Annotated in this window: 18 protein-coding genes; 2 read left to right on the forward strand and 16 right to left on the reverse strand. The window is 53.1% G+C overall.

Features of this window, described 5'->3' with window-relative positions:
- Positions 1-22: 22 nt before the first annotated feature.
- The 10 genes from HB393_RS05470 to HB393_RS05515 form a co-directional block, all read right to left on the reverse strand.
- Positions 23-922 (reverse strand): aquaporin, encoded by a 900-nt coding sequence (locus HB393_RS05470; protein ID WP_345945050.1) that lies wholly within the window; start codon positions 920-922, stop codon positions 23-25.
- Positions 923-1,080: 158 nt separating this feature from the next.
- A complete protein-coding gene (locus HB393_RS05475; protein WP_213804160.1) occupies positions 1,081-2,826 on the reverse strand; it encodes an MOSC and FAD-binding oxidoreductase domain-containing protein in 1,746 nt (581 codons plus the stop codon).
- 97 nt (positions 2,827-2,923) lie between these two features.
- Positions 2,924-4,321, reverse strand: coding sequence for an FAD-dependent oxidoreductase (locus tag HB393_RS05480; RefSeq protein ID WP_213804161.1), 1,398 nt, complete (start codon positions 4,319-4,321; stop codon positions 2,924-2,926).
- Between the two features lie 343 nt (positions 4,322-4,664).
- On the reverse strand, positions 4,665-5,438 hold the full coding sequence (locus HB393_RS05485) for an SDR family oxidoreductase (protein ID WP_213804162.1): 774 nt from the start codon (positions 5,436-5,438) through the stop codon (positions 4,665-4,667).
- An 88-nt stretch (positions 5,439-5,526) separates the two neighbouring features.
- Positions 5,527-6,225: an alpha/beta hydrolase gene (locus tag HB393_RS05490; protein ID WP_213804163.1), complete on the reverse strand. Its 699-nt coding sequence runs from the start codon at positions 6,223-6,225 to the stop codon at positions 5,527-5,529.
- Positions 6,222-7,232, reverse strand: a complete 1,011-nt coding sequence (locus tag HB393_RS05495) for an alpha/beta hydrolase (RefSeq protein WP_255550836.1) — start codon at positions 7,230-7,232, stop codon at positions 6,222-6,224. The genes HB393_RS05490 and HB393_RS05495 overlap by 4 nt, the downstream gene beginning before the upstream one ends.
- 474 nt (positions 7,233-7,706) lie before the next feature.
- Positions 7,707-8,576: a class II fructose-bisphosphate aldolase gene (locus HB393_RS05500; protein WP_218623899.1), complete on the reverse strand. Its 870-nt coding sequence runs from the start codon at positions 8,574-8,576 to the stop codon at positions 7,707-7,709.
- 60 nt (positions 8,577-8,636) lie between these two features.
- On the reverse strand, positions 8,637-9,185 hold the full coding sequence (locus HB393_RS05505) for a DUF417 family protein (protein WP_213804164.1): 549 nt from the start codon (positions 9,183-9,185) through the stop codon (positions 8,637-8,639).
- Positions 9,186-9,580: 395 nt separating this feature from the next.
- Positions 9,581-10,837, reverse strand: a complete 1,257-nt coding sequence (gene egtB / locus HB393_RS05510) for an ergothioneine biosynthesis protein EgtB (RefSeq protein ID WP_213804165.1) — start codon at positions 10,835-10,837, stop codon at positions 9,581-9,583.
- Positions 10,838-11,134: 297 nt separating this feature from the next.
- On the reverse strand, positions 11,135-13,294 hold the full coding sequence (locus HB393_RS05515) for a sigma 54-interacting transcriptional regulator (RefSeq protein WP_213804166.1): 2,160 nt from the start codon (positions 13,292-13,294) through the stop codon (positions 11,135-11,137).
- Positions 13,295-14,054: 760 nt separating this feature from the next.
- Here HB393_RS05515 and HB393_RS05520 point away from each other — a divergent pair.
- Positions 14,055-14,510: a hypothetical protein gene (locus HB393_RS05520; protein ID WP_213804167.1), complete on the forward strand. Its 456-nt coding sequence runs from the start codon at positions 14,055-14,057 to the stop codon at positions 14,508-14,510.
- Between the two features lie 208 nt (positions 14,511-14,718).
- Positions 14,719-16,269, forward strand: coding sequence for an alkaline phosphatase family protein (locus HB393_RS05525; protein WP_213804168.1), 1,551 nt, complete (start codon positions 14,719-14,721; stop codon positions 16,267-16,269).
- A gap of 36 nt (positions 16,270-16,305) precedes the next feature.
- Here the strand turns inward: HB393_RS05525 and HB393_RS05530 are convergent, their stop codons facing one another.
- The 6 genes from HB393_RS05530 to HB393_RS05555 form a co-directional block, all read right to left on the reverse strand.
- On the reverse strand, positions 16,306-16,971 hold the full coding sequence (locus tag HB393_RS05530) for an ABC transporter permease subunit (protein WP_213804169.1): 666 nt from the start codon (positions 16,969-16,971) through the stop codon (positions 16,306-16,308).
- Entirely contained in the window at positions 16,971-17,843 is an 873-nt protein-coding gene (locus tag HB393_RS05535; protein WP_213804170.1) for an ATP-binding cassette domain-containing protein, read from the reverse strand. The genes HB393_RS05530 and HB393_RS05535 overlap by 1 nt, the downstream gene beginning before the upstream one ends.
- A gap of 14 nt (positions 17,844-17,857) precedes the next feature.
- Positions 17,858-18,649 (reverse strand): MetQ/NlpA family ABC transporter substrate-binding protein, encoded by a 792-nt coding sequence (locus HB393_RS05540; RefSeq protein ID WP_213804171.1) that lies wholly within the window; start codon positions 18,647-18,649, stop codon positions 17,858-17,860.
- A gap of 20 nt (positions 18,650-18,669) precedes the next feature.
- The gene (locus HB393_RS05545) at positions 18,670-19,716 is read right to left on the reverse strand and encodes an LLM class flavin-dependent oxidoreductase (RefSeq protein ID WP_213804172.1); all 1,047 of its coding nucleotides are present in this window, start codon (positions 19,714-19,716) and stop codon (positions 18,670-18,672) included.
- Positions 19,706-20,713 carry an ATP-grasp domain-containing protein gene (locus tag HB393_RS05550; protein WP_213804173.1) on the reverse strand — a complete coding sequence of 336 codons (1,008 nt, stop codon included), beginning with the start codon at positions 20,711-20,713 and terminating at the stop codon, positions 19,706-19,708. Before HB393_RS05550 ends, HB393_RS05545 begins: the two co-directional genes overlap by 11 nt.
- 79 nt (positions 20,714-20,792) lie before the next feature.
- Entirely contained in the window at positions 20,793-21,716 is a 924-nt protein-coding gene (locus HB393_RS05555; RefSeq protein WP_213804174.1) for a creatininase family protein, read from the reverse strand.
- Positions 21,717-21,773 lie beyond the last annotated feature (57 nt).

Here is a 21,773-nt window from a genome sequence, read left to right on the forward strand (position 1 = left end):
CTCTTCGAGCAATCCCAGACTCTCAAATCCGATCACACAAGTGCTCATCTATAGGATCTTGATCGATCAGATGCATGAACTCGCAGCGAAATGGACAAGGCGAACTCATATCATGCAAGACCTTCGCACAGTAGATCTGACGTTTGCCTTTGACTCGGACATAAATGAGAGCGGCTGTGAGCATGCCTGAGCTAGGCGCAAGGAAGTAAATCCAAATTCCCTCCCAAGCTGATGCGAAGAAGGCTGAAGAGAAAGAGCGCGCCGGGTTTACGCTGAAGCCTGATAGCGATGAGCAGAAACCATAATAGAAAACAGTTATTAGAGCCACGAAGAACGGAGTCGAGTTGATAAGGTGCACTCTGTTTGTCGTGAATAATATGAGCCACATTAGTACTCCAGACAAAATAAATTCTGCAAGGAATGCGACTGCGTTCCCATACCTTCCCGGAATAGTTATGACATAAGAGACGGGAGGTGCTGATAAATGTACTCCGAGAACTTCATGCGCCGTGAATACCCCTACCATGGCGCCCACGAATTGGGACAAGATGTAGAAGATGGTGTCCAACGGGTGAATGCGACCGAGAAAGAAATAGGTGAGAGTGAGGGCAGGGTTGAAGTGTGCCCCGGTTCGACGTCCAAATGGAGAACGAATGATGAGTACTGTTGTGCCACCTACGGCAGTTCCCATCAGCAAGGCCTTACCCAAATCAGACAATGTCGATAGAGGCAATACATCACTGTAGATAAGCGTTCCAGAGAGACAGATGGAGACCATGAGTACGCACAGTTCAACGGCCTCCATCAAGTACTCCTTCCAGTGGGTAGCTAAGGCCTCGGCTGGAGTCGCCGAGAAAGGAAGAGTGGTGACGGAGACACAACGCTGCATATTACACCTGGGCAAATGGGGGCTTTGAGGCATTGAGCTAAAGCCGCCCCATCCACGTTCAAGGAACCTTCTTTGGGAGGGCTAAGTTTGATTAGGACGAATAACCCGCCCTCGTTAGCTCCGTGGCTTACGCGTCGAGTAGATTATCCAGTTGCGAAACTAATCCTTTATTAGACTTACAAAGCTATCGATTACAGATCTAAATCAACCACGGATTCCGGCGTCGAGCAACAGATGAGGGCTTGGCCCATGCCGGGCGGTTCCAAAGGGTCCGGTGCGTAGCGAAGACTGCCTTGCAAGATTCCGCATTCGCACAAATGGCAAACTCCTGTACGACAAGACCATTTCACTGGAACGTCGCACGCCTCGGCCAGCTCCAACAAACTCTTAAACTTGTTGTCCCATGGCACAACCAAACCGCTGCGAGTGAATGATACGAGTGGTCCACTTCCGGGGGCGCTATCTGGAGGGTGTGGAGGCTTGGACATCGTATTCGTTATCCCAGGCCCGAAGACCTCCAGATGTACCTTATCCTGGGGAACGCCCAGAGAAGTCAAACAGCGAACCATATCCTCTAGAAATCCCGTAGGTCCGCAAACATAGAAGTCGGCATCTACGGGAACGCCAAGCTCTCTTATGCGTGCTAGGTCCAGGTGTCCCAGGATGTCGAAGTCTGTGCCGAGTCGCTCAGTCGGATGTGGTTGGCTGTACGCTATTACCGAGCGACTTCCTGGGATCTCGCCAAGAAGTTGCCGGGCTTCTTCTGCAAAGACATGCTCCTCGGTGCAGCGCGCACCGTGAATCCACCATACTTTCCGAGGAAATTCGGAGCTACTAGATGCAAGAGCATTCAGCATCGAAAGAACTGGAGTGACGCCAATTCCAGCGCTCAACAGTACGACCGGTCCCGCGCCAGTTCGCAATACGAAGTTTCCGCGTGGAGCGCTACTCTCGAACACGTCGCCGATCTTCGATGTGTCCGCAAGAAACCGGCTACCCGGGCCACTCTCACGCTTTACGCTGATGCGATAGGTGCCAGCGCTAGAAGCCCCCGAAATAGAATAATTGCGCAGGATAGGTCTAGAAGCTTCGTCAGGGGAGATCTGCAGCACCAGATACTGGCCAGGAAGCGCAGGCGGAAGCGGAGACTTGTCCGCAAGCTCGAATACGAGTGAAGTCACCTCGCCTGTCTCCCGATGTACCTCCGCGACCCTCAGAGCCCGGAAACCAGCCCATGCAGGTGGAGATGAAATAGACGATGTGAGTCCGGCATTTCCGTTGTGCTCTCCCCTCTCATCCGCCTTGAGCAACTCTTCCAATGAGTCTTTCCATCCTGGACTCAGCGCAGGAATGCGCACTGCGATCGCGATGCGGTCAGGATTGTGGTTCGGGAGGTATAGTAGAGAATCCATTTCCGCAACCGTGATCTTTCCTGGTCCATCCTCGATCTTAAGAATTTCGTCTCCTGCGCCAACCTCCCCCTCCTCAATCACACGGAAGTAAAAACCTGGCCTTCGGTGCGAGACAACCAAAGCCGGCATCTGCGGATTATTCATTCGGATTCCGAGTCGATAGCAGGTTACACGGGGCTGCGTGACCTCGAAGACTGAGCCGCCGATTCTGTATCGGTCTCCAATACAAACTTCGTCATCCGCGAGACCTTCGACGGTGAAGTTCTCTCCAAACTGTCCGTACTCAAAATCAGATCGGCCAAGTTGGTGTGCCCAGTAGCGATAGGCTTCTAACTGATAGACCATCACGGCACGTTGTTCACCACCATGACCCTGAAGATCCGCCTGCCCATCACCATCCAGGTTCAATCGGCGCGCGACAACTCGGTGAGGTACGGAGTACTTCCAAATTGCGGTACGTACCCGCTTTCCTTGCCATTCAACTTCGCGTGGAAGACCTACATTGACGGACATCAGTTTTGGCATAGGCGCCTCGGCTTGGAGGTTCGAGGGAAATATTAACTATTTTCAGTATAAGTACCTTTGCGATGCATTCACGAGAGTATAAAGTCTTGGCGACTTGTTAAGATGCGGCACTCGAGAATAGAGAGATAAGTCCCTCAGGAATCGTAGGATGTGCGAGGACCGCCTCTCGGAGCGCGGTGTAGGGCATTCCGCCAAGCATGGCGATCTGCACACACGCCATAATCTCACCCGCACCAACCCCGAATGCCGCGAAGCCGAGGATGTTGTCGCTGTCACGCTCCACCAGACACTTTATGAACCCGCGCGTCTCCATAAGGCTGCGCGCCCGTAGCACGGCCTCCATCGGGACCTTGAATAGGCGATAGGCAATACCCTTATCCTTCGCCTCCTTCTCACTCATTCCGACGCGCGCAAATTCGGGATCCGTGAAAAGGCAGAAGGGTACCTGTCTGCCGGTAGTCACCCGGTCTCCGCCGAGTATGTTGTCACGAACCACACGGAAGTCATCCTCGCTGATGTGCGTGAATTGTGGACTACCTGCAACCTCTCCCACTGCCCACACTCCCGGAGCGGTGGTCTCTAGCCGTTCATTTACTTTGATATATCCCTTCTCCGTCAGTTCCACTCCGGCGAGTTCCAACCCAATATCTTTCGTGTTCGGCACACGTCCAGATGCGACCAAGAGGTGTGTCCCCTCCAGCGAACTCTCCACTCCGCCCTGCTCGAAAGCGACGCGCACCGACTGTCCCGATACTCCGGAGATATTTCTAATCCTCGCATTCAGAATCAGTTCGATGCCTTCCTCTTCGAAGAGGCTCTGCAAGCCTTCGGTGATATCATCATCCTCGCCGTGAATGACGCGATAATTGCGGTCTAGAATCGTGACTTTGCTACCGAATCGGCGCATCGCCTGTGCGAACTCCAACCCGACATAGCCGGCTCCGAGAACGATCAGGTGTTCAGGTATGACGTCGAGTTCCAGAGCCTCGACGTGAGTCAACGGCTGTGCCGATGCAAGGCCAGGGATATCTTCGATGAAAGCGTGCGTTCCTGTACCAATCACTACATTCTTACCAGTAAGCAATCGCTTCGTTCCGTCCGGCAGTGCTGCCTCAAGCATCTTTGGTCCCACAAAGCTGCCCGATGCCATGATCAGTTCCGCTCCGCTTTGCTTGTAGAGAGCAAGATGTGTGTCTACCAAGCCCTGCACCATTCCGCGTTTGCGATCTCTCACAGCAGACATACTTATGCGGAAGTTGTCGATACTAACTCCGAACTCCTCACTATGCCGAACAAAGTGCGCGATTTGGGCCGTATGAATGACATTCTTACTGGGAAGACATGCGATATTTGGGCAGGCCCCGCCGATATACTTGCGTTCCACCACTGCAACGCGCTGGCCTCTCCCTGCGAAGGTCCAAGCCAACAGTTTCGAGCCTGCACCGCTACCGAGGATGAGGAGGTCGTAAACCTCCGGTTGCTCTTGAAGATCCATATCTGTGTTCTCCGTTGTAGGCTCTGTGCCAAAATTTATCTTGCTCTTGGGTAACTTCATTCGTATCCCACCGTCCGGACCTAGGAGGTTCCGGTTGCAAATAGAGGAGTACCGTGCAACACCACTAAACCAAAGCCCAACCGAGGCAACTCGAACGATAGGAGCATCGCAGTGAAAAACAGTCCGGATGCAATGAGGGAACGCATTCTTGCGACCCGTCGGGTTCGGTGCAATGACTCGTCAACTGCAGCCTGAGTCAGAGTATCGCATTCGAACTGAAGGTAGGCCAATTCCACTAGACGAAAACTGTTGCATATACAAAGACAGGGACTGTAGATTTCAATCAGACGGCTTTGACCTCGCCGCCATCCATGCGAACAGATGTTCCTGTCATCCACTTCGCCGCTGGCGACACCATGTAGGCCATGAGGTCAGCAATCTCTTCTGCCTTGCCAAAACGAGCGATGCCGGTCTCTTCAGGGAACTTCTTCATTGCCTCTTCCACCGTGAGATTGTGTGCAGGCGCCCATTTTTCAAAGAAAGATTTTCTCCGTCCGGTCATCACAGCACCCGGCACCACGCTGTTGACCTGCACTCCATCCTTGATGCCTTGCTCCGCGAACGCCTTTGCCAGCGCGATGATTGCCGCATTAATGGAGGCCACCGCCGCAAAGCCGGGTTTCGGATCGAGAGCGGCACTCCCCGAGATCAAAACTACAGATCCGTTCGAAGCCTTCAATGCATCCCAAGCTCGGACGGTTAAGCGACGCGCACCGTGAAGCTTGAGCGCCAGACCATCTTCCCACTGCACATCCGTCATCTCGAACAAATCAATTTGGGGAACTGCCCCGGCAATATTGAGGAGAGCGTCGATTCTGCCGAAACGCTCAAGCGTCCCCGTGACGACGGTCTCTGTCGACGCAGGCTCGCGCAGGTCAAGTGCATAGATCAATGATTCAGCACCCGCGGCAGTCACGGATTCTGAAGTCTTTTGCAATTCATCCTTATTTCTGGCCACGAGTACAACGGCTGAAAAATCGCGCGCCAGTCGCGATGCGGTGGCGCGACCGATTCCCTGGCTTGCGCCAGTGACGATGGCAACAGAGTTGAGGCTCATGAGATCCTTTCAAACTACCGAAGTAAATATTCATCGAGCATGTCGCAATTGTTGCGAAAAGAAACCATGTCCCTCTCCACACGCGCCCTCAATCACCAAGTGTTTGATGTGCAGCTTCTAAAATTACTTCAACCACAAGATCTGGTGCGGTGAGCATTGGAGAATGGTCTACTTGATGCGAGCGAACAGTAGCGCCCATACGATTGGCCATGTAAAGCTGTGTCTCTGGACTAATCATGCGATCCTCTTCCGCGAGAAGATACCACGACGGTTTCGTACCCCATGTGGGTCTAGGGGCTTTCTCTTGGATACATTTCACTGCGATCGGCCGCTGAACCGCAAACATGATCGTTGCTTGCTCTTGCGAAACCCTATGAGCCACCGCCTTACTGAAACCTTCTTCTGGCATCCAGATAAAACCGTGCTCATCAGGCGCCAGGCGCGGAGCGTCCGGATGCGGCTCGGCGCGATAAAACACATCCGCGACCGTCTCTCCCTCATCAGGCGCCAACGCCGCCACATAGACCAGTGACTTTACCCGGCTGTCATGAGACCCGGCAATCACAGCACCGCCGTAAGCATGGCCGGCTAGTATTACCGGACCAGTCGTTCTCTCTAGCACGCGTTGGAGAGCGGCTATGTCATCCGTGAGCGATGTAAGGGGAATTGGAGCGCACGTTACCTTGAACCCCTGGTGCCTCAGAGGCAGAATGACATTCTGCCAGCAGGTTCCGTCAGCCCATGCTCCGTGAACCAGTACGACTGTTGTGTCTTGCAGAGAATTCATACACCGCTACCTTTCCGGAGAGATATGCCGTTCGCCTCTAAGAACTCTTTTATCGCAGTGGCAATTTCTGCGGAGTGCGTCTCTGTTGCAAAATGTCCCGTATCGAGGAACTGAATGCGAGCCTTCGGCAAATCCTTTCGATAGCCCTCGGCACCCGCAGGGATAAAGAACGAATCGTTCCTGCCCCAGATCGCTAGCAAAGGGGGCTTTGACTTTCGAAAATATTCCTGAAAGGCGGGATAAAGCTTAAGGTTCGATTCATAATCGAGGAACAGGTCAAGCTGAATCTCTTTGTTCCCTGGCCGCTCTAGCAAAGCCGTATCTAACGTGTAAGACTCCGGAGCCACACTGTCAGGATTCGCAACACCGTGCGTGTACTGCCAGCGAGTTCCTTCCAAAGTCAAGATATTCTTCCGGATCACATCCCGGTTTTCGGCCGTGGGCGAAGCCCAATAAGTCCTGATCGGTCCCCAAGCATCGCCGAGCCCCTCTTCGTAGGCATTACCATTCTGCGAAATAATTGCTGTAACCCGTTCCGGGTGATGCATTGCCAAACGGAAGCCCGTCGGCGCTCCGTAGTCGAACACATAAATCGCATATCGCTCGAGGCCGAGCGCGCCAGTAAAGGCCTCCAGCGTTCCAGCCAGTGCGTCGAAAGAATACGTGTACTTTCGTTTTTCCGGAACTTCCGTAAATCCAAATCCAGGAAGATCCGGCGCGATCACCCTGTAGCTGTCGGCGAGGCGGAGCATAAGGTCGCGGAACATGAAGGACGATGTGGGGAACCCATGAAGCAAGAGCAGCACAGGTGCGGCTTCGTCTCCGGCCGATCGGTAGAAGATCTTGATGCCGTCTGCCTCGACCCTGTGTACGGATGCAACAGGAATGACGGACTGGAAACTGGTTGGAGAGGTGTACTCTGCCAACGTTGAAACTATCTGACTCATAAAGGCTCCCCTTGATCTGTTGGTGTTGATGATCCGCTGATAGGCGCCCTGCCAATCCAACAGCGACTCCATCACACGAAGCCGAATGGCCCTACCTAGCCGATGGCTAAGCAGTGCAACCAACACGCCAACCCCGATTCAAGTGGGCAAAAAAAATAAGTCGTTTGCGCACAGCAATATACCTTCGAGAGGAGAGCATAAAACCAAGCTCCGACTGACAAATTCGCGACGGACGACCAACACTGTCAGAATCTAGTCGTATCGTTGGGCACCGCAGTTGGCTTTTCGAATCCCAATTAGAAAAATTCCGTAAAGGGCATCATCAACAGTTTCGGCCCACGGTACTTCGACACTTAGCGTCAGACCCATTGAATCAGAATGCATGGTTGAGCAGAATGCCCCGCACCTCGCAAGAAGGGTCACAGCGAGCTAGCTTGTCGCGTGCGGCCGCTCGTCATAGACAACATTTGCGGTATACCACCCGAGATAGGATTCACTCAACTCCGATTCGGAGCGCCCTTACTGGGATATCGATTAACCTCGCACTTGGTTGAATAGTCGCAATCGCGCGAGAACCACCTGCTTGACCGATTCTTCTGCTATAGGCAACAGCTTATAGGGAACAATCTCTCGCGGCTGCTTGGCGAAGGCGTCTTCCAGACCGTGTCGCCATGCAACACGCAGTTCAGTATTGATGTGAACGATATTTATTCCCGCCGCAACAGCTTCCAGGAGATCGTGGTCTTCTGTTCCGGAACCGCCGTGCAAGGTCAGTAAGCTTCCAGACACACTCTTAATTTCCCGGATCCTTTTTATGTCAAGGCGTTTCTTTGCGTCCCCTTGCACCATGGCTTGCAGCATCCCGTGCGAATTGCCGACCGCTGGAGCAAGGATATCAACTCCGGTGCTTTCTACGTACTGCTTCGCTTCTTCTGGAGCAGTAAGCACCTTCGAGAGCTCAGGCATCGATTCGTGAATCTCAGACCCTGTTCCGATGTTTCCGATCTCTCCTTCTACAAGGATCATCGGATTAATCGACTTCAGTACCTCTACTGCCTGCTTGGTTTGCTTGACGTTCTCCTCAAATGGCAGTGCGGATAAGTCAAACACAATAGAATCGAATCCAGCTTTGGCTGCCGCAATTGCGCTATCCAAGGAATGTGTATGGTCGGCATTGAGAAAGATAGGAACGTCATGCTCCTCACGCAGGCTCTTTACCAAAACCGCGATTTGCGCAACACCTAAAAATGCCCGCTCACCTTCCGATGCACCGACGATTACCGGCACCTTCAACTCTCGAGCTGACGCAAATACAGCTTTCAGCAGAATCCAATCAGAGATATTGAAGTGGCCGATGGCCTTCCGGTTCTTTTGCGCTTCTTCTAATAGACTTCGTAAGTTCATTATTTTCCTCCGGCGATCTGCCCATTATTTGCTGGCAGAATGTATCCCTATCGCCCGCGTTTACTGAGAACTCGCCCCTTGGGGTCGCGCATCATGTTCTGCGTCCTCGATGACGCTTTGGTCGACCCAGCCGAGCAAAGCCCTCAATGCGTCTTGCTTCAAAAGATAGAAAGACACGGCTAAGAGAACCACGTCCTTCATAAGAAAAGCCACATTTCCAACCATAGCGGGAAAACCACCAGCCGACGCTGCCCAGCCATCCGGCATGAAAGGGATGATCGTAATCGTTGTGATGAAGGTAAGTACCGACCCGAGAGCACCCAATACTCCCAATATTTTATTCCAGAAACCGGCGAGTAGTAGCAATCCAAACAACCATTCCGATACACCCAAAAAATAGGCGGATCCTTTGATCCCGAAGACCGGATACATCCAAAAGATGAGGGGTCCATGAGTAAAAAATGGGATCAACCCCTGTGCCTCATAGTTGAACCACTTCTGGTATCCGAAAAAGAAGTAGATGATTACCATCGATGCCCGAATGAGATGGTAGTCGAGTTCACCCTTAAAGAGTCCCATCTTCGCCAAAGCTTTTAAAAGGAAGCTCATTTTTTGTTCCTTTCGTTCAACGTTCTTATGTTGAAGACAATCAGTGGTTTATGCATCAACAAGCGCAGATGTGACTTGGCTTGCCGGGTTGAAGGAGTACTCGCTCCCATGTATGGAGCATGCCCACAGCAAGAGTGCAACCTGGGGGCCATTGCAAAAGAGATTTATTGACCATCGAACTCTTTGACCTAAGTGACTCTCCCACCGAATACTTAGGTTGCGGCCGCAGGTCAGTGAAGCTTAATATTTGCATGACGAACCCGCGACCAAAATCCGACACTGACGGGATTCAGATGTAGCGACCGTCGTAGAGCACACTGGCTGACCAAGTAAACATATGTGAGTGAAGCGCTCGATGTGTTAGTCCAGGTTGAACTACTCCGTTTTTAGTTCTTTCAAATTGCCAAACGTATTCCTGTGACCTGCCAGCGCGTTTCCGGATTATGGAAATTGCGGTAAGTCGCCCGCACATGATCCGCAGGCGTAAGGCACGATCCTCCCCGCAAAGTCATCTGACTAGACATGAATTTACCGTTGTATTCCCCCAGTGCACCGGGGAGAGATTTATATCCTGGATAACCCACATAAGGACTGGCGGTCCATTCCCAGCAGTCTCCAAAAAGTTGCTTAACGCCTAGACCATTCGCGGTCGTGGGGTGTAACCGTCCTGTATCAAGCAGATTCCCGTGCCGGCGCTCCTTGCTCGCGACCGATTCCCACTCCGCCTCTGTCGGAAGCCGACAGCCACGCCAGCGCGCGAAGGCTTCCGCCTCGAAGAAGCTAATGTGGCATACCGGAGTGTCGATCAGCTCCGAGAGGCCATGCCATCCTTTGAGCGTGAAGACGCGCCATCCCGTTGCATCGCCAGAATGTCGTTCCCAGTAAAGCGGTGCTTCCCAGCCTGCTTGCTCTACCGACTCCCAGCCTTCAGAAAGCCAGAGTGCCGGCCGCGTATATGCGTCATCAGACATAAACTCCAAATACTCACCGCAGGTGACTTGGCGGCTCGCAAACTGAAACGGTTCTAAATAGACCTTGTGGCGCGGAGTCTCGTTGTCAAAGCAAAAGTCCAAAGGCTTCTCGACGTTCATACCGATTTCGATAAGTCCACCCTTAAAGTTGAGCCATTCAAGTTGAGGGATTGAACGGGTGGAGTCCTTCGGCAAAGCTGTAGTTCCGTAGGAGGGGCGCAACGGATTTAAAAAAAATGCGTGCTTGATATCAGTCAGTGCCAGTTCCTGGTGCTGTTGTTCGTGGTGTAGACCCAGCAAGATGCGCCGCGATGCCTCTTCGTCGATGGAGCGGGAAAACAACCTTTCCATCTCTTGATCGACATACGCGCGGAAAGCCAAGATCTCGTCGAGCGATGGTCGCGAGAAGGATGACCGCAGCTTCTTCGCAGGAATCTCCTCACCCAGCGAGATGTAATAGCTATTAAAGAGCCGATGAAACTCTTCTCGAAAGGGACGGTAGTCGGTCAGATAGGGTCGTAACACAAAGGTCTCGAAGAACCATGTGGTGTGTGCCTGATGCCATTTGACTGGACTGGCCTCTGGACACGACTGCACCATTTGATCCTCGGCGGACAAAGTAGAGACAAGAGAACGCGTCATTGACCGTACAGCTTGATATTTCGGCTCAAGAAGACACATGGAGACAACTCATATATTGAGATTTCGACGTAGGTCTGTACGTGCAGGCGAGGGAGTTAATCGTCACACGGCAATAGGTTTCGAAGTCGGCACGACTTTATAGAGCAAGTAATGCGCCAAAGAACAACACCGTCTCATCGGCAATCTGACACTATAAATTTCTTATTTTTGGGTGGCTTGGTGGTACAGGCAGCCGAACACAATGCGCACGATCACTGACGGAAACGCTGACAGATCCCCGCCACTGTCAGCTCTCCGTCGCATAAGACGTCGTGGCATATCGTGTAAAAGCGAGGATCATTCAGAACGCAATCGACTGTCGACCATCTTTTGTTGTACCGATACGGAACGGTTTATTCCGAGCTTCTGCATTTTGTAAACCAAGGAAGTACGTTTCATCCCCAACCGCTCCGCAGCACCGTGACGCCCACCGACGACCCAGTTGCTCGCATCGAGTACCCGGAGTATATGGTCTCGTTCCACATCCTCAAGACCCGTCAACGGCGCGTTTGATCCCTTGTAGCTACTGAACGGTTCCAATTCAGAGGTCGGAGCACGTAATACTGTATGTGGAGAAAGAATCACTGCTCGTTCGATAAAGTTTTGCAACTCCCGAACGTTTCCAGGCCAACGATACCGTACCAATGCATCCATTGTCTCAGCAGGAATTTCATCGATCTTTTTATTCATCCGCCGTCCATAGAGTTCTACAAAATGGCGGACCAGCTTCGGGATATCCTCAGTTCGCTGGCGCAAGGCCGGAACGTGAATCGGAAATACTTTCAGTCGATAATAAAGATCTTCGCGGAAAGTAGTCTGCTTCACCATTGCAGTCAAGTCGCGATGGGTGGCTGCGATCAGACGGACATCAACTTTATGCGTGTAATTGCTGCCGAGTCTCTCGAACTCTTGCTCTTGGAGGACACGTAACAACTTCGCCTGAAGTTCCAGTGGGATGTCACCCACCTCGTCAAGAAAGAGGGTGCCTTTGTCCGCGAGTTCAAAGCGCCCTGTCTTCTGTGCAACCGCTCCGGTGAAAGCTCCTCTTTCGTGCCCGAACAACTCGCTTTCAAGGAGACCAAGTGGTATCGCTGCACAGTTCAGTTTGACGAAAGGCCGTTCCCGGCGGCCACTTAAATTATGGATACCGCGCGCGATCAGCTCCTTGCCTGTTCCCGTTTCGCCGAGGATCAGAACGCTCGAATCTGTAGGAGCCACGATGGACACCAGATCCAACGCGGTCTTCAACGCTGGACTATCTCCAATAATGTTTCCAAACTCAGCACGAATTTCCGCTTCGAGATAGAGTCTCTGTTTGGTCTCTTTGTCTCGATCCCTTATCGCCTTTTCGTAGTCCAACGCGTTTTCAACAGCTATGGCTACTTGACGCGCGACCTGTTCAAGAAAGTCGATATCATCGCGACCAAACTCCCTCTCAGACCGCGTCAGGGCAGCTAATACGCCTACTACGCCGCTTCTGCTTAGAAGCGGCAGGTCGCATCCCGATACCAGGCCCTCATCCATTACCCGTTGATAGAAACGCTGACCGACGTTGCTACCAAAACTTTCCGGATCGTAGCGAAGTTCTTCGAAGCTTTTAAAGTGTTGAGTCTTCCCGGTTCGGAAGGCCTTGCCGCAGATAGAACCATGGGTGGGGATGATAGTCCCATCACGCAGGGAGCCCCGCGCCTCTGGATTATATAGAGTGGTTACGCGCAACTCCCCACTGTCCACATCGGGCAGGATCAAGGCGCAAAAATCACATCGCGTCACCCTCAAGAGATCCGTAGACAAGGTCTCTACCAGACGACGCATATCTAACTTCGATGCCATGCTGTTGGTAGTCTCCAGTAACAGGCGCAACCGATCGCGTTCAAGCCGCAACTTTTCTTCATTCAGGTTGCGCTCAATCGCAATTCCGGCGATGTGGCTCGAGTTCTCGATCAACTGCAAGTCGGCGGCGTCAGGGCTGCGCGCCTCACGATAATGAATGGCGAAAGTCCCGAGGACTTGACCTTCGCTCGTAAACAAGGGACGCGACCATACCGCACGAATTCCATAAGGCAGTAACAGATGACGATAATGATCCCAGACCGGGTCCTGGAGGATATCGGTCACATAAACTGGCTCTCTTCGATAAACGGCTGTCCCACAGGATCCACCTTTAGGGCCAATGAGCATGGACCCTAGGTCTGTGATGAATCCGGGAAGGCTAGGCGCCGCAGCGCAATAAAGTTGCTTTCCGTCATCGTCTGGAAGCCAGATGGTGCACAATGTGCCGTCATCTCGAGATTCGACCAATTGGGCAATGATCGCGAGCACCTCAGACAATGGGGATCCTGCAAGAATCAACTTTAAAAGATTGAGCACCGACTCGCCGGAGAACAGACCTGAGCCGGTCTGCACCCGCTCACTGCTCGATTCGGGAGATGCGGGAGATTGCGCCGTTGTCTCCATGAATTACTCTTTCTTCGCGCCACGCCGCGACAAAGGCCCCGACCATGTGGCAACTTAACATTACGTATGGATTATAAAAAGGAAGGGTGTTGGCCATCGACCGGGTCGCCGGCAACTCGTCGCCTTCTCCGGATTAGACCTCTCGATCGTGGGGAGCGGATCTTCGCTCGACGATCACCGCAGCGTCTCATCACCTTATCTTATGCGTTGCGGAAACAGCTCACTTCAAAACTAACTAACTTCCATTTAAATCATAAAAGCTCGGCACTTGTCAACGCTACCTTCACAGGTTACAGTTCATTAGAACTCAGTCCGAAGCACACACCATCAGAATCAATATCAGCCGGAGACATAACTCACTGGATCAATTTTGGCGCTCGTCACAGAAGCTGCCATCGTGTTGCTCACAACCGACAATTTCGAACTCGTGCCGTCCTGGTGGGGCTCGAAGCGTCGCTTTAACAACTGCAACCGACAGCTCCAATTAATCTCTTGCATTTCTGGCTTTCTTCGAAGTAGACTCGGCATGCTTTCCAGATGCAACGACGTCCTTCATTTGGTCTACGTCTACCAGAGCTTCACAGGGCCTAGCCTCACTGTTTCTATTGCGTCGTTACTCTCAGTTTGTCTCAACAAACTTGCTTAGCGTCTTGGGACACGCGTTGATTTAAGAACGTGACGCCAAGAGGATCAATTGTGAAATTGATAAGCCCCCCGCTCCAATAGATCCCCGTCCTTTAAATCAAATACGAGAGAGAACATGTCGATCGAACAATCAGGACCACAAGGTACCTTCGTAGGCCCCGAGCCGAATAGCACCAGCACTCCTAGCTTTCAGATTCAGGTCACGAACGCTTCCTTCTTTGGAACCGGACCTGGCACTGCCTACGTAGGCATTAATTCCGGCGGGTGGTGTTATCTGACATCGGACCCCGGTCAGGCGGCATCCTTTACCGCCGCAAAAGATAGTAAGGGCAGGAAGTTCATCACCACGCCGAACGGTTGGCTATCCTATCAAGGCTCGACTCCATACTATTTGGGGAGTTGGAAAAACATAACGAACGAGTACCAGACCTGGATTGAGAAAGGCATCCTCTATCTTCATGGCGGGGCCATGTCTTTTTACTCCGACGGAGCGAATACCTGGCTGTATAACCAATCCGACGATGCCGTGGGTTATACAAAGTGCACAGTGATTCCCACAGATGTGCCATAGCAGAACAAGAGTCCAGGCAGAATCGCCTCACACGCAAATGTTTTTTTAACCGCGGCTCAGCAAATCCAATCCGGATCTGAGCCGCTCGGACCATCACGACAGAACCAAATCTCATGTGCAAAGCACAAGTCGATTCATCCAGTCGACAAGCGGTGATTTGCCATGGGATGGTTCTGCGCGCAACGACATACCGAAGAGGGAGATCCATGTGGCTGAAATTAAACACATCGTGTATCTAATGCTGGAAAACCGGTCTTTGGATAATGTCTTGGGCTGGTTGCACGACGGCTCCGAGCCGCCACAGCACCTCAATTTTATTCCGAAGACCACTCCAGCGGTTCCCTACAATGGCCTGAAGCCTGACACATACTGGAACAAAAATAACCAGGGCGCCAAGGTCTACGTGTCGAAGATCAGCCCTGCTGACGGTCAACATATTCCGGACGTCGATCCGAACGAAGACTATGAGCACGTCCAGATACAGATCGCGGATGGCATGGGCGGGTTCTTGGCGGACTACCAGACAACATCGAGCAAAAAGCCGAACTGCATCTTGCAGGCCTACACGCCGGAGTCCTTGCCTGTCATCAACACCCTCGCGAAGCAGTTCGCAGTCTCTGATGCTTACTTCTGTTCCGTGCCGTCCAACACCGACGCCAACAGAGCGTTTTCGCTGACCGGCAATTCGATTGGCACGTACGACAGGCAGGCAGACACCGCTATGGTCGATACGGCAGTCTATTACTCGCTCGGCATCCCGCCTTATCCATTCTCGCGCCGCTGTCTATGGGATGTACTTTGGGAATCCGGACTAAGGCTCACGACAGATTGGTCAATCTTCTATCATCAAACCTGGCCTGGTCCGAACATCCCAACCGGGCCTGGTACACAATGCTTCACGCAGTTGATGATCGATAGCCTTCAGAAGTACGACGATAAGTTCTTTCGCAAGATCGATGAGTTCTACCGTATTCTGAACGGTGCTCCGAATACTCAGCTACCCACCTTCAGTTACATCGAGCCCTGCTGGAACCTCGATTACAGTGGAACCACTTATCAGAATGGCAATGACTATCACCCCCCGGCGAACCTTGCGTGCGGAGAGGCTTTCCTCCATACCCTCGTCACCAAGTTGCAGGCGTCCCCATACTGGGACAATACCCTGTTGATCATCACATTCGACGAACATGGCGGAACCTACGATCATGTCGAGCCCCCGACAGGTGTCAAAGCGCCTTGGGCGGACCAGTCTGATGGCACGGCCCCCCCCACACACTACGCCGTACCATTCGACTTTACCCGCCTGGGCGTTCGCGTGCCTCTACTCCTCATCTCCTCCCTGATCGAACCGGGAACTGTCATTCGATCCAACACCGACGTACCTTTCGATCACACGTCGATCATCGCCACCATACTCAATCACCTGAAGATCGATCCCCACAAATGGCAACTCGGCTCACGCACGGCAAACGCTCCTACCTTCGAGAACGTAATCACCCGGCAGACGCCAAGGTCGCCAGTCGAACTGCCACCAGCGAAACACTGCAGCCCTGGCACAACTGCTATGTCAGATGAGCCCGCACACGACCTACCGGTAAGTATCATGGCGCGGGCCCTCGCACACAGGGCTAAAAAGCAGAACCTTCCAGACGAAAAATTGCGGAATCTATTCAAGGAGCACTTCGTCGACATTAAGACGACCGCGCAATTACATGAAAAGGCCAAGATAATCGATGATCGAATCTCATCCGGTGGCTGAAGTTCGGGCGACGACGCAAATATCCGCCTGGACGTGTTATCGACGGTAGAACCGCTTGGCAAAATAGTTGCCGCCGAATTGAATGACCTGAACTAGAACGATCAGAATCAACACTGTTCCCGCCAAAACATCGATACGGAAACGCTGATACCCATAGCGGATAGCCAGATCTCCAAGCCCTCCACCACCAACCGCCCCCGCCATCGCGGAAAAGTTGATCATCGTGATGGACAGTACCGTGAAGGCGCGAAGCAGTCCGGAGAGCGCCTCAGGCAAATAGACCTTTAACAGGATCTCTGGTGCGGAGGCACCCATAACAACAACAGCCTGAATGAGCCCAGGCTCAACTTCGAGTAGCGCCGCCTCCGCAAGGCGAGCCGCATAAGGCATTCCCCCAAGCACAAGTGGCACGATAGCCGCCCACGTTCCGATCGACGTCCCCACCAGCAACCGTGTAACCGGTAGCAGCAGAACGATAAGGATAAGGAACGGTACAGACCGAGAGATGTTGGTAAACGCAGAAAGCGCTTGATAGAACACCCGAGACGGTGCAACTCCTTGCGGCTGCGTCGCGGTTAGAAGCAGTCCAAGAAAAAGACCGGAGATTGCACAACCGGGCGCGGCTATGCCAACCATTAGTAGCGTTTCGAGCGTGCCTTTTTGCAACAGCGGGAGCAAGTTACTGGTAGCTTGATAGTCCATCACAGATCGCCTCTAAGCGACGCCTTAGCAGACCGCTCTTCGGGTGAGCTACTTGGAGCGAATAACCGACGCGCCTCGTCGGTTTGCGGGCTATCAATTACTTCGGCAGTCGGTCCAGACTCTACAATCCGCCCAGAAGATAAAATTGACAGAGTATCGCAGACATACTCAGCCGCCTGCAGATCATGCGTGATGATCAGGACTGTAACCCCAAACTCATCGCGAATCCTTCGCAGCACATTGAGCACGGAGAGCTTCGTCTCTGTGTCCAGAGCGGAGGTCGGTTCATCAGCCAAAAGGATTGCGGGAGCCGTCGCAAGCGCTCTCGCCAAGGCGACGCGCTGACGCTGTCCGCCGGAGAGTTTAGCAGGGTATTCGCTCCCTTTATCTGATATGCCGAACCACTCCAGAAGCTCAGCGACACGAGCCTCTCGGTCACGTTTTCGAATGCCGGCGATCTCCAGAGGCAGCGAGATATTCTCTGCCGCAGTTCGCGAAGCTAAAAGATGAAGGTGCTGAAAGATCACGCCAACCCGATGACGCTCCCGTCGAAGTTGCATATCGGAGAGCGTGTTCCAGTTACAGCCTTCGATCAATACCTCACCGGCATCGGCTCGCTCCAGACGCAGGAGGCATCGCAACAAGGTTGTCTTACCCGCACCACTCGCGCCCAGAATACCGTGAATAGCACCCTTCTCAAGCGAGAGATTTACACCGTCAAGTGCATGGTGGATCCCCATTCCGTCACGATAGGATTTACTTAACCCACGAAGCGATATGGCAAATGGTCGCGATGTCTGAATATCAGGCGCCGAAAGGGTAGCCGCAGGTGTCTCAGCGCCTTCGTCTTCGAACACTTGAAACTGACTCACGCTGGTCGCCTTCCTCATGTCGCCGGCACAATCGCACCGTTATAATGCCCAGCGATAAAGGACTTTGCCGTCGTTGAGCGCAGAGACTCCCCCAACTTCACGATGCGTGGGTCCGATTGCTGTGAGCTATTGGTTACGAGCACGTTTACGTAGACAGAATCCAAACTCTCATGCAGAACAGCGTCCCTGTTCGGGTTCAGTCCGGCATCGAGAGCGAAGTTGGCATTGATGACCGCCAGATCCACATCCTGCCGGCTCCTTGGCAACTGGGAGGCATCGAGTTCAACAAGCTTCAAAGGATGTGGCCCATAGATAACATCTGCCAACGTCGCCTGGTTTCCTAAACCCTTGCGCAGCGATATCAATCCAGCGGTCTGCAACAAATAGAGAGCCCGCGACTGGTTTACCGGGTCATTGGGCAAGGATACCTGTGCTCCGTCGTGCAGCCCAGCGAGCGACTTCGTTCGGCCCGGATAAATACCCATCAGTGGGACATAAACCTTCGCTACCGGGACGAAATTTGTGGAGTGATCCCGGTTGAACTGGCTAAGAAAAGGAATGTTCTGATAGAGGTTCGCATCGAGGTCTTTGCCAGCCAATGCTAGATTTGGCTGCACATAGTCCGTGAACGGCACAATCTGTAACTCAACTCCGTCGCGCGCAAGCTCCGGGGCGATGGAGGCCAATATCTCTTCAGCCGGTCCCGGAGTGACGCCAATACGCAACCGCGAACTGTGATTCCGGCAGCCACTGAGCACGGCAACAACAAGAGTGAGAGCTATGGCCGTAAATTTACGATACAACATAGGTAAGTCTCCGAAGTAGATCAGGCAACGGCAACAGATTGCATTACATCTGCGCTGAAGCGCTCCATCTCTTCTAACTGTGGGCTGAATTGAAGCAGCAAAAGGTTCACTCCGGCCCGCTCGAACTCGCCGATACGATCCTGTACCTGCTGCGGAGTACCGGTTAGCCCAGAGCGAAGCCCCCGATTCGATACGGAGTACTCTTCGATCGACATGCGCCGCTCAAGCTGTGTGCCGCTGAGCCACTGTTCATAGTTGGCGAATCCCTTCGCGTTCTGCTTCACATCGGTGATGCGTGCTAACTCTTGGCCTACCTCTTCTTCTGTGTTTCTGGTAAAGGCATAACCAGCGACGCCGAACTGCATGGCTCCGAGGCCGAACTTTTCTCGGCGCTCGCGCATATCGGCGATCTTCGCACTCACATGATCAGGCGAGTCGCCGTGCATCACATACGCATCGCATTTGAGTGCGATTAGGTTCTTGGCCGCTTCGCTCTCGCCACCCGCATAGATCGGCGGACGCGGCGAGCGTACGGGCTTGGGCTCCAGCACCGTCGCTTCCGTCTTATAAAACTTACCCGTATAAGAGAAATTTGACTGTGACCAGGCGCCATTCACCACATCAAGCCACTCGGAGGTACGCGCGTAGCGATCGTCGTGCTGCTCAAAGTGGACGCCGTACATCCGGGCCTCCTGCTCCCACCACGAGCTGACAACGTTGAGCGCCAGTCTCCCGTTCGAGATGTGGTCGATATTTGCGGCCTGCTTTGCTAGCAACGCCGGCGAGTGGAACGTAGGCCTCACCGCCACCATGAGCTCCAAGGTCTCCGTGACCGCAGCTAGTGCCGCCGCCGTCGACCACGCGTCCAGGCTCGGAGCGTCGACTCCCTTAATATCATTCAGGTTCAACTCAGCAATCAGCGAAAGATCGAAGCCTAACTCCTCGCTGCGTCTTGCAAGCCGACTGGTGTAAGCCCAGGACGCCTCCATGCCCTCATCTTCGACATTGCGCAACCACCCTCCGAAGACCGGCATCCAGTAGCCAAAACGTAAGCCATTAGACGGCATTGGCCACCTCCCGCTCTAGGAAATCAGCCAATCTTTCAAATGGATTGAACCCGATGACACGAAGTGGGTCAGCAACAAAGTTCGAAAGCGCATTCACGTCGTAGAAATAGATCTCGCCATCGCGGTCATCCACAATATACTCAACGCCACCTACATCGATACCCGCAGACTGCACGATTAACTCGATTGCGCGGATCACCTCCGCAGATGGGGTAAAGCCCTCAACACGCAAGCCCGCTTTAGAGGCTTCAAGCACGCAGGCGTTATCGAGGGCCTCGCCGCGGGCCGTCTGGCAGATGTCCGCTGGGCATAGGTCGAAGGTCTGCCCTGTTAGATGGACTTGAATCCCGTAAAGATACTTGCCACCAATTGTCTCTACGCGCGAGATGAATCCGCCGCGTGCCGGAATAAACTCCTGGACAAGCGCTACATGGTCAAGGCCGAACTCGATCGCGTCCTGAATCACCGCGCGCGACAGTTGCTCTGGAGTGTCGAATCTCTGGATGCCTTTGCCGCTCCCGCCGACGTTCGGCTTGATCACAATCGGATACCGTAATCCCTCGGCCGCGTCAATCGCTTGACTCGCCTGATGAATTACGCGCGAAGATGGATAACGCAAACCAAGCGACTGAAGGAGTGAGTGTTGCAGCGCCTTCGATATCTCATATTGAAAGGCCTTTGCGCCATTTAGGACGCGCACACCCTGAAGCTCAAGGTGGCCCAGCCAGGAGAGTGTGTGAAAGACGCCAGAGCCATGATCGCGGCTATCGGCGGAAGGACTCATGCGATTGAAAAGTACCTTGAAAGGCGGAAGAGAAGATCCGTCCACCGAATAGAAGTGATCCGGAGCGAAGAGCCGCTGAAACTTCACATTGCGCCGTTCGAGTTCCGCGAAGATAGGTGCGAACCATTGGGGATGCTCGTAAAGAAAGGCGATCGGCGCTCGCGCACTGCTCGGATCTATGTGCTCTGCTTCGACTGCAAACGATGTCGACATGTGTTAAGGCTCCTTTGGATTGTCACAAAGTAAAAAGAAGTTCGGGCCACGCTTCAGTGACTCCATCTAGAGTAAACCTTTACTGCGAACCACTGGCAGTAACTTTGGACGACTTAGCCTGTAGAAGCGTCTGAATCTGATCGGCTCCCAACTGTATCTTCAAATCGATGAAGCGTTTCCCAAGAGCGGCCGAGGAGCGGCGGGCATCGCCAACGATGCCCGTATCGGAGTGCTTCTCCACCGGGGAACGCGGCTCGCCGGGCTTGCGTGGAGCATCGCCAACGGCAGTAGGCAAGAGGTCGGATCGCACCCAGTTATTTTTGCCTTCCAGGTAGAGCAGTTCGGACGTATCCGGGATACCTCCGTGGGAGCTTGGAGGATAGCCGTTCTTCTCAAGCCAGGCGTCAAACTCATCGTTCGCTTTGGTATAAGGACCGTCTGAGTAGACGACGCGAACTCCCGCCGACTCATACTTTGCGTCAAGCTTCTGCGCGAGCTCTCGCAACTCTTTCTGGCCGCCCCCATGATCGCCAAGCAGGATGACGTTCTTGAAGCCATCCACAATCAACTGCTCCGCGACTTCTTCGTTAAGTTGGGTAAAGACCGCGCTGGATACCCCGATAGTCCCAGGCTGGCTAGGATTCGCTCGATTGAGAGAGAACGGATTGACCGGTGCAACAATCGCATTTCCAAGCTTGCGTGCAATTCCTTCAGCAGTCGCCCGGGCAATAAAAGTGTGTCCCCCAATGGCATTTTGAGGACCTCGTTGCTCCGTGCCTCCATTAAAGATGAGGACAGTCGTCTTTCCTTCATCGTGAATCGCGTGATACAGTTCTGGCCAGGTCAGATCCTCAAGGAATACAGACGTAGGAACATGAGCGGAGATCTTGCCTGTGATGGAAGGCGAATCCGCGGCAAGCAACGTCCTCACGCCGAGTGCCATAGCTGCAGTTAAAACAAGCGCAGCCCTTGAGTACTTGTTGCTCTTGATGAAGTGGTTCATAAAGCTCCTTATCGGTCTGACGGCTGATACGACTGATGAAAGTGATCGCTGACCCAA

Source organism: Granulicella sp. dw_53 (genome assembly GCF_018449545.1).
GTDB lineage: Bacteria > Acidobacteriota > Terriglobia > Terriglobales > Acidobacteriaceae > Edaphobacter.

Bases quoted from the DNA above. Each gene is read 5' to 3' on its own strand.
- HB393_RS05470 (WP_345945050.1), bottom strand. From the start codon at position 922: ATGCCTCAAAGCCCCCATTTGCCCAGGTGTAATATGCAGCGTTGTGTC.
- HB393_RS05475 (WP_213804160.1), bottom strand. From the start codon at position 2,826: ATGCCAAAACTGATGTCCGTCAATGTAGGTCTTCCACGCGAAGTTGAA.
- HB393_RS05480 (WP_213804161.1), bottom strand. From the start codon at position 4,321: ATGGATCTTCAAGAGCAACCGGAGGTTTACGACCTCCTCATCCTCGGT.
- HB393_RS05485 (WP_213804162.1), bottom strand. From the start codon at position 5,438: ATGAGCCTCAACTCTGTTGCCATCGTCACTGGCGCAAGCCAGGGAATC.
- HB393_RS05490 (WP_213804163.1), bottom strand. From the start codon at position 6,225: ATGAATTCTCTGCAAGACACAACAGTCGTACTGGTTCACGGAGCATGG.
- HB393_RS05500 (WP_218623899.1), bottom strand. From the start codon at position 8,576: ATGAACTTACGAAGTCTATTAGAAGAAGCGCAAAAGAACCGGAAGGCC.
- HB393_RS05505 (WP_213804164.1), bottom strand. From the start codon at position 9,185: ATGAGCTTCCTTTTAAAAGCTTTGGCGAAGATGGGACTCTTTAAGGGT.
- egtB (WP_213804165.1), bottom strand. From the start codon at position 10,837: ATGTGTCTTCTTGAGCCGAAATATCAAGCTGTACGGTCAATGACGCGT.
- HB393_RS05515 (WP_213804166.1), bottom strand. From the start codon at position 13,294: ATGGAGACAACGGCGCAATCTCCCGCATCTCCCGAATCGAGCAGTGAG.
- HB393_RS05520 (WP_213804167.1), top strand. From the start codon at position 14,055: ATGTCGATCGAACAATCAGGACCACAAGGTACCTTCGTAGGCCCCGAG.
- HB393_RS05530 (WP_213804169.1), bottom strand. From the start codon at position 16,971: ATGGACTATCAAGCTACCAGTAACTTGCTCCCGCTGTTGCAAAAAGGC.
- HB393_RS05540 (WP_213804171.1), bottom strand. From the start codon at position 18,649: ATGTTGTATCGTAAATTTACGGCCATAGCTCTCACTCTTGTTGTTGCC.
- HB393_RS05545 (WP_213804172.1), bottom strand. From the start codon at position 19,716: ATGCCGTCTAATGGCTTACGTTTTGGCTACTGGATGCCGGTCTTCGGA.
- HB393_RS05550 (WP_213804173.1), bottom strand. From the start codon at position 20,713: ATGTCGACATCGTTTGCAGTCGAAGCAGAGCACATAGATCCGAGCAGT.
- HB393_RS05555 (WP_213804174.1), bottom strand. From the start codon at position 21,716: ATGAACCACTTCATCAAGAGCAACAAGTACTCAAGGGCTGCGCTTGTT.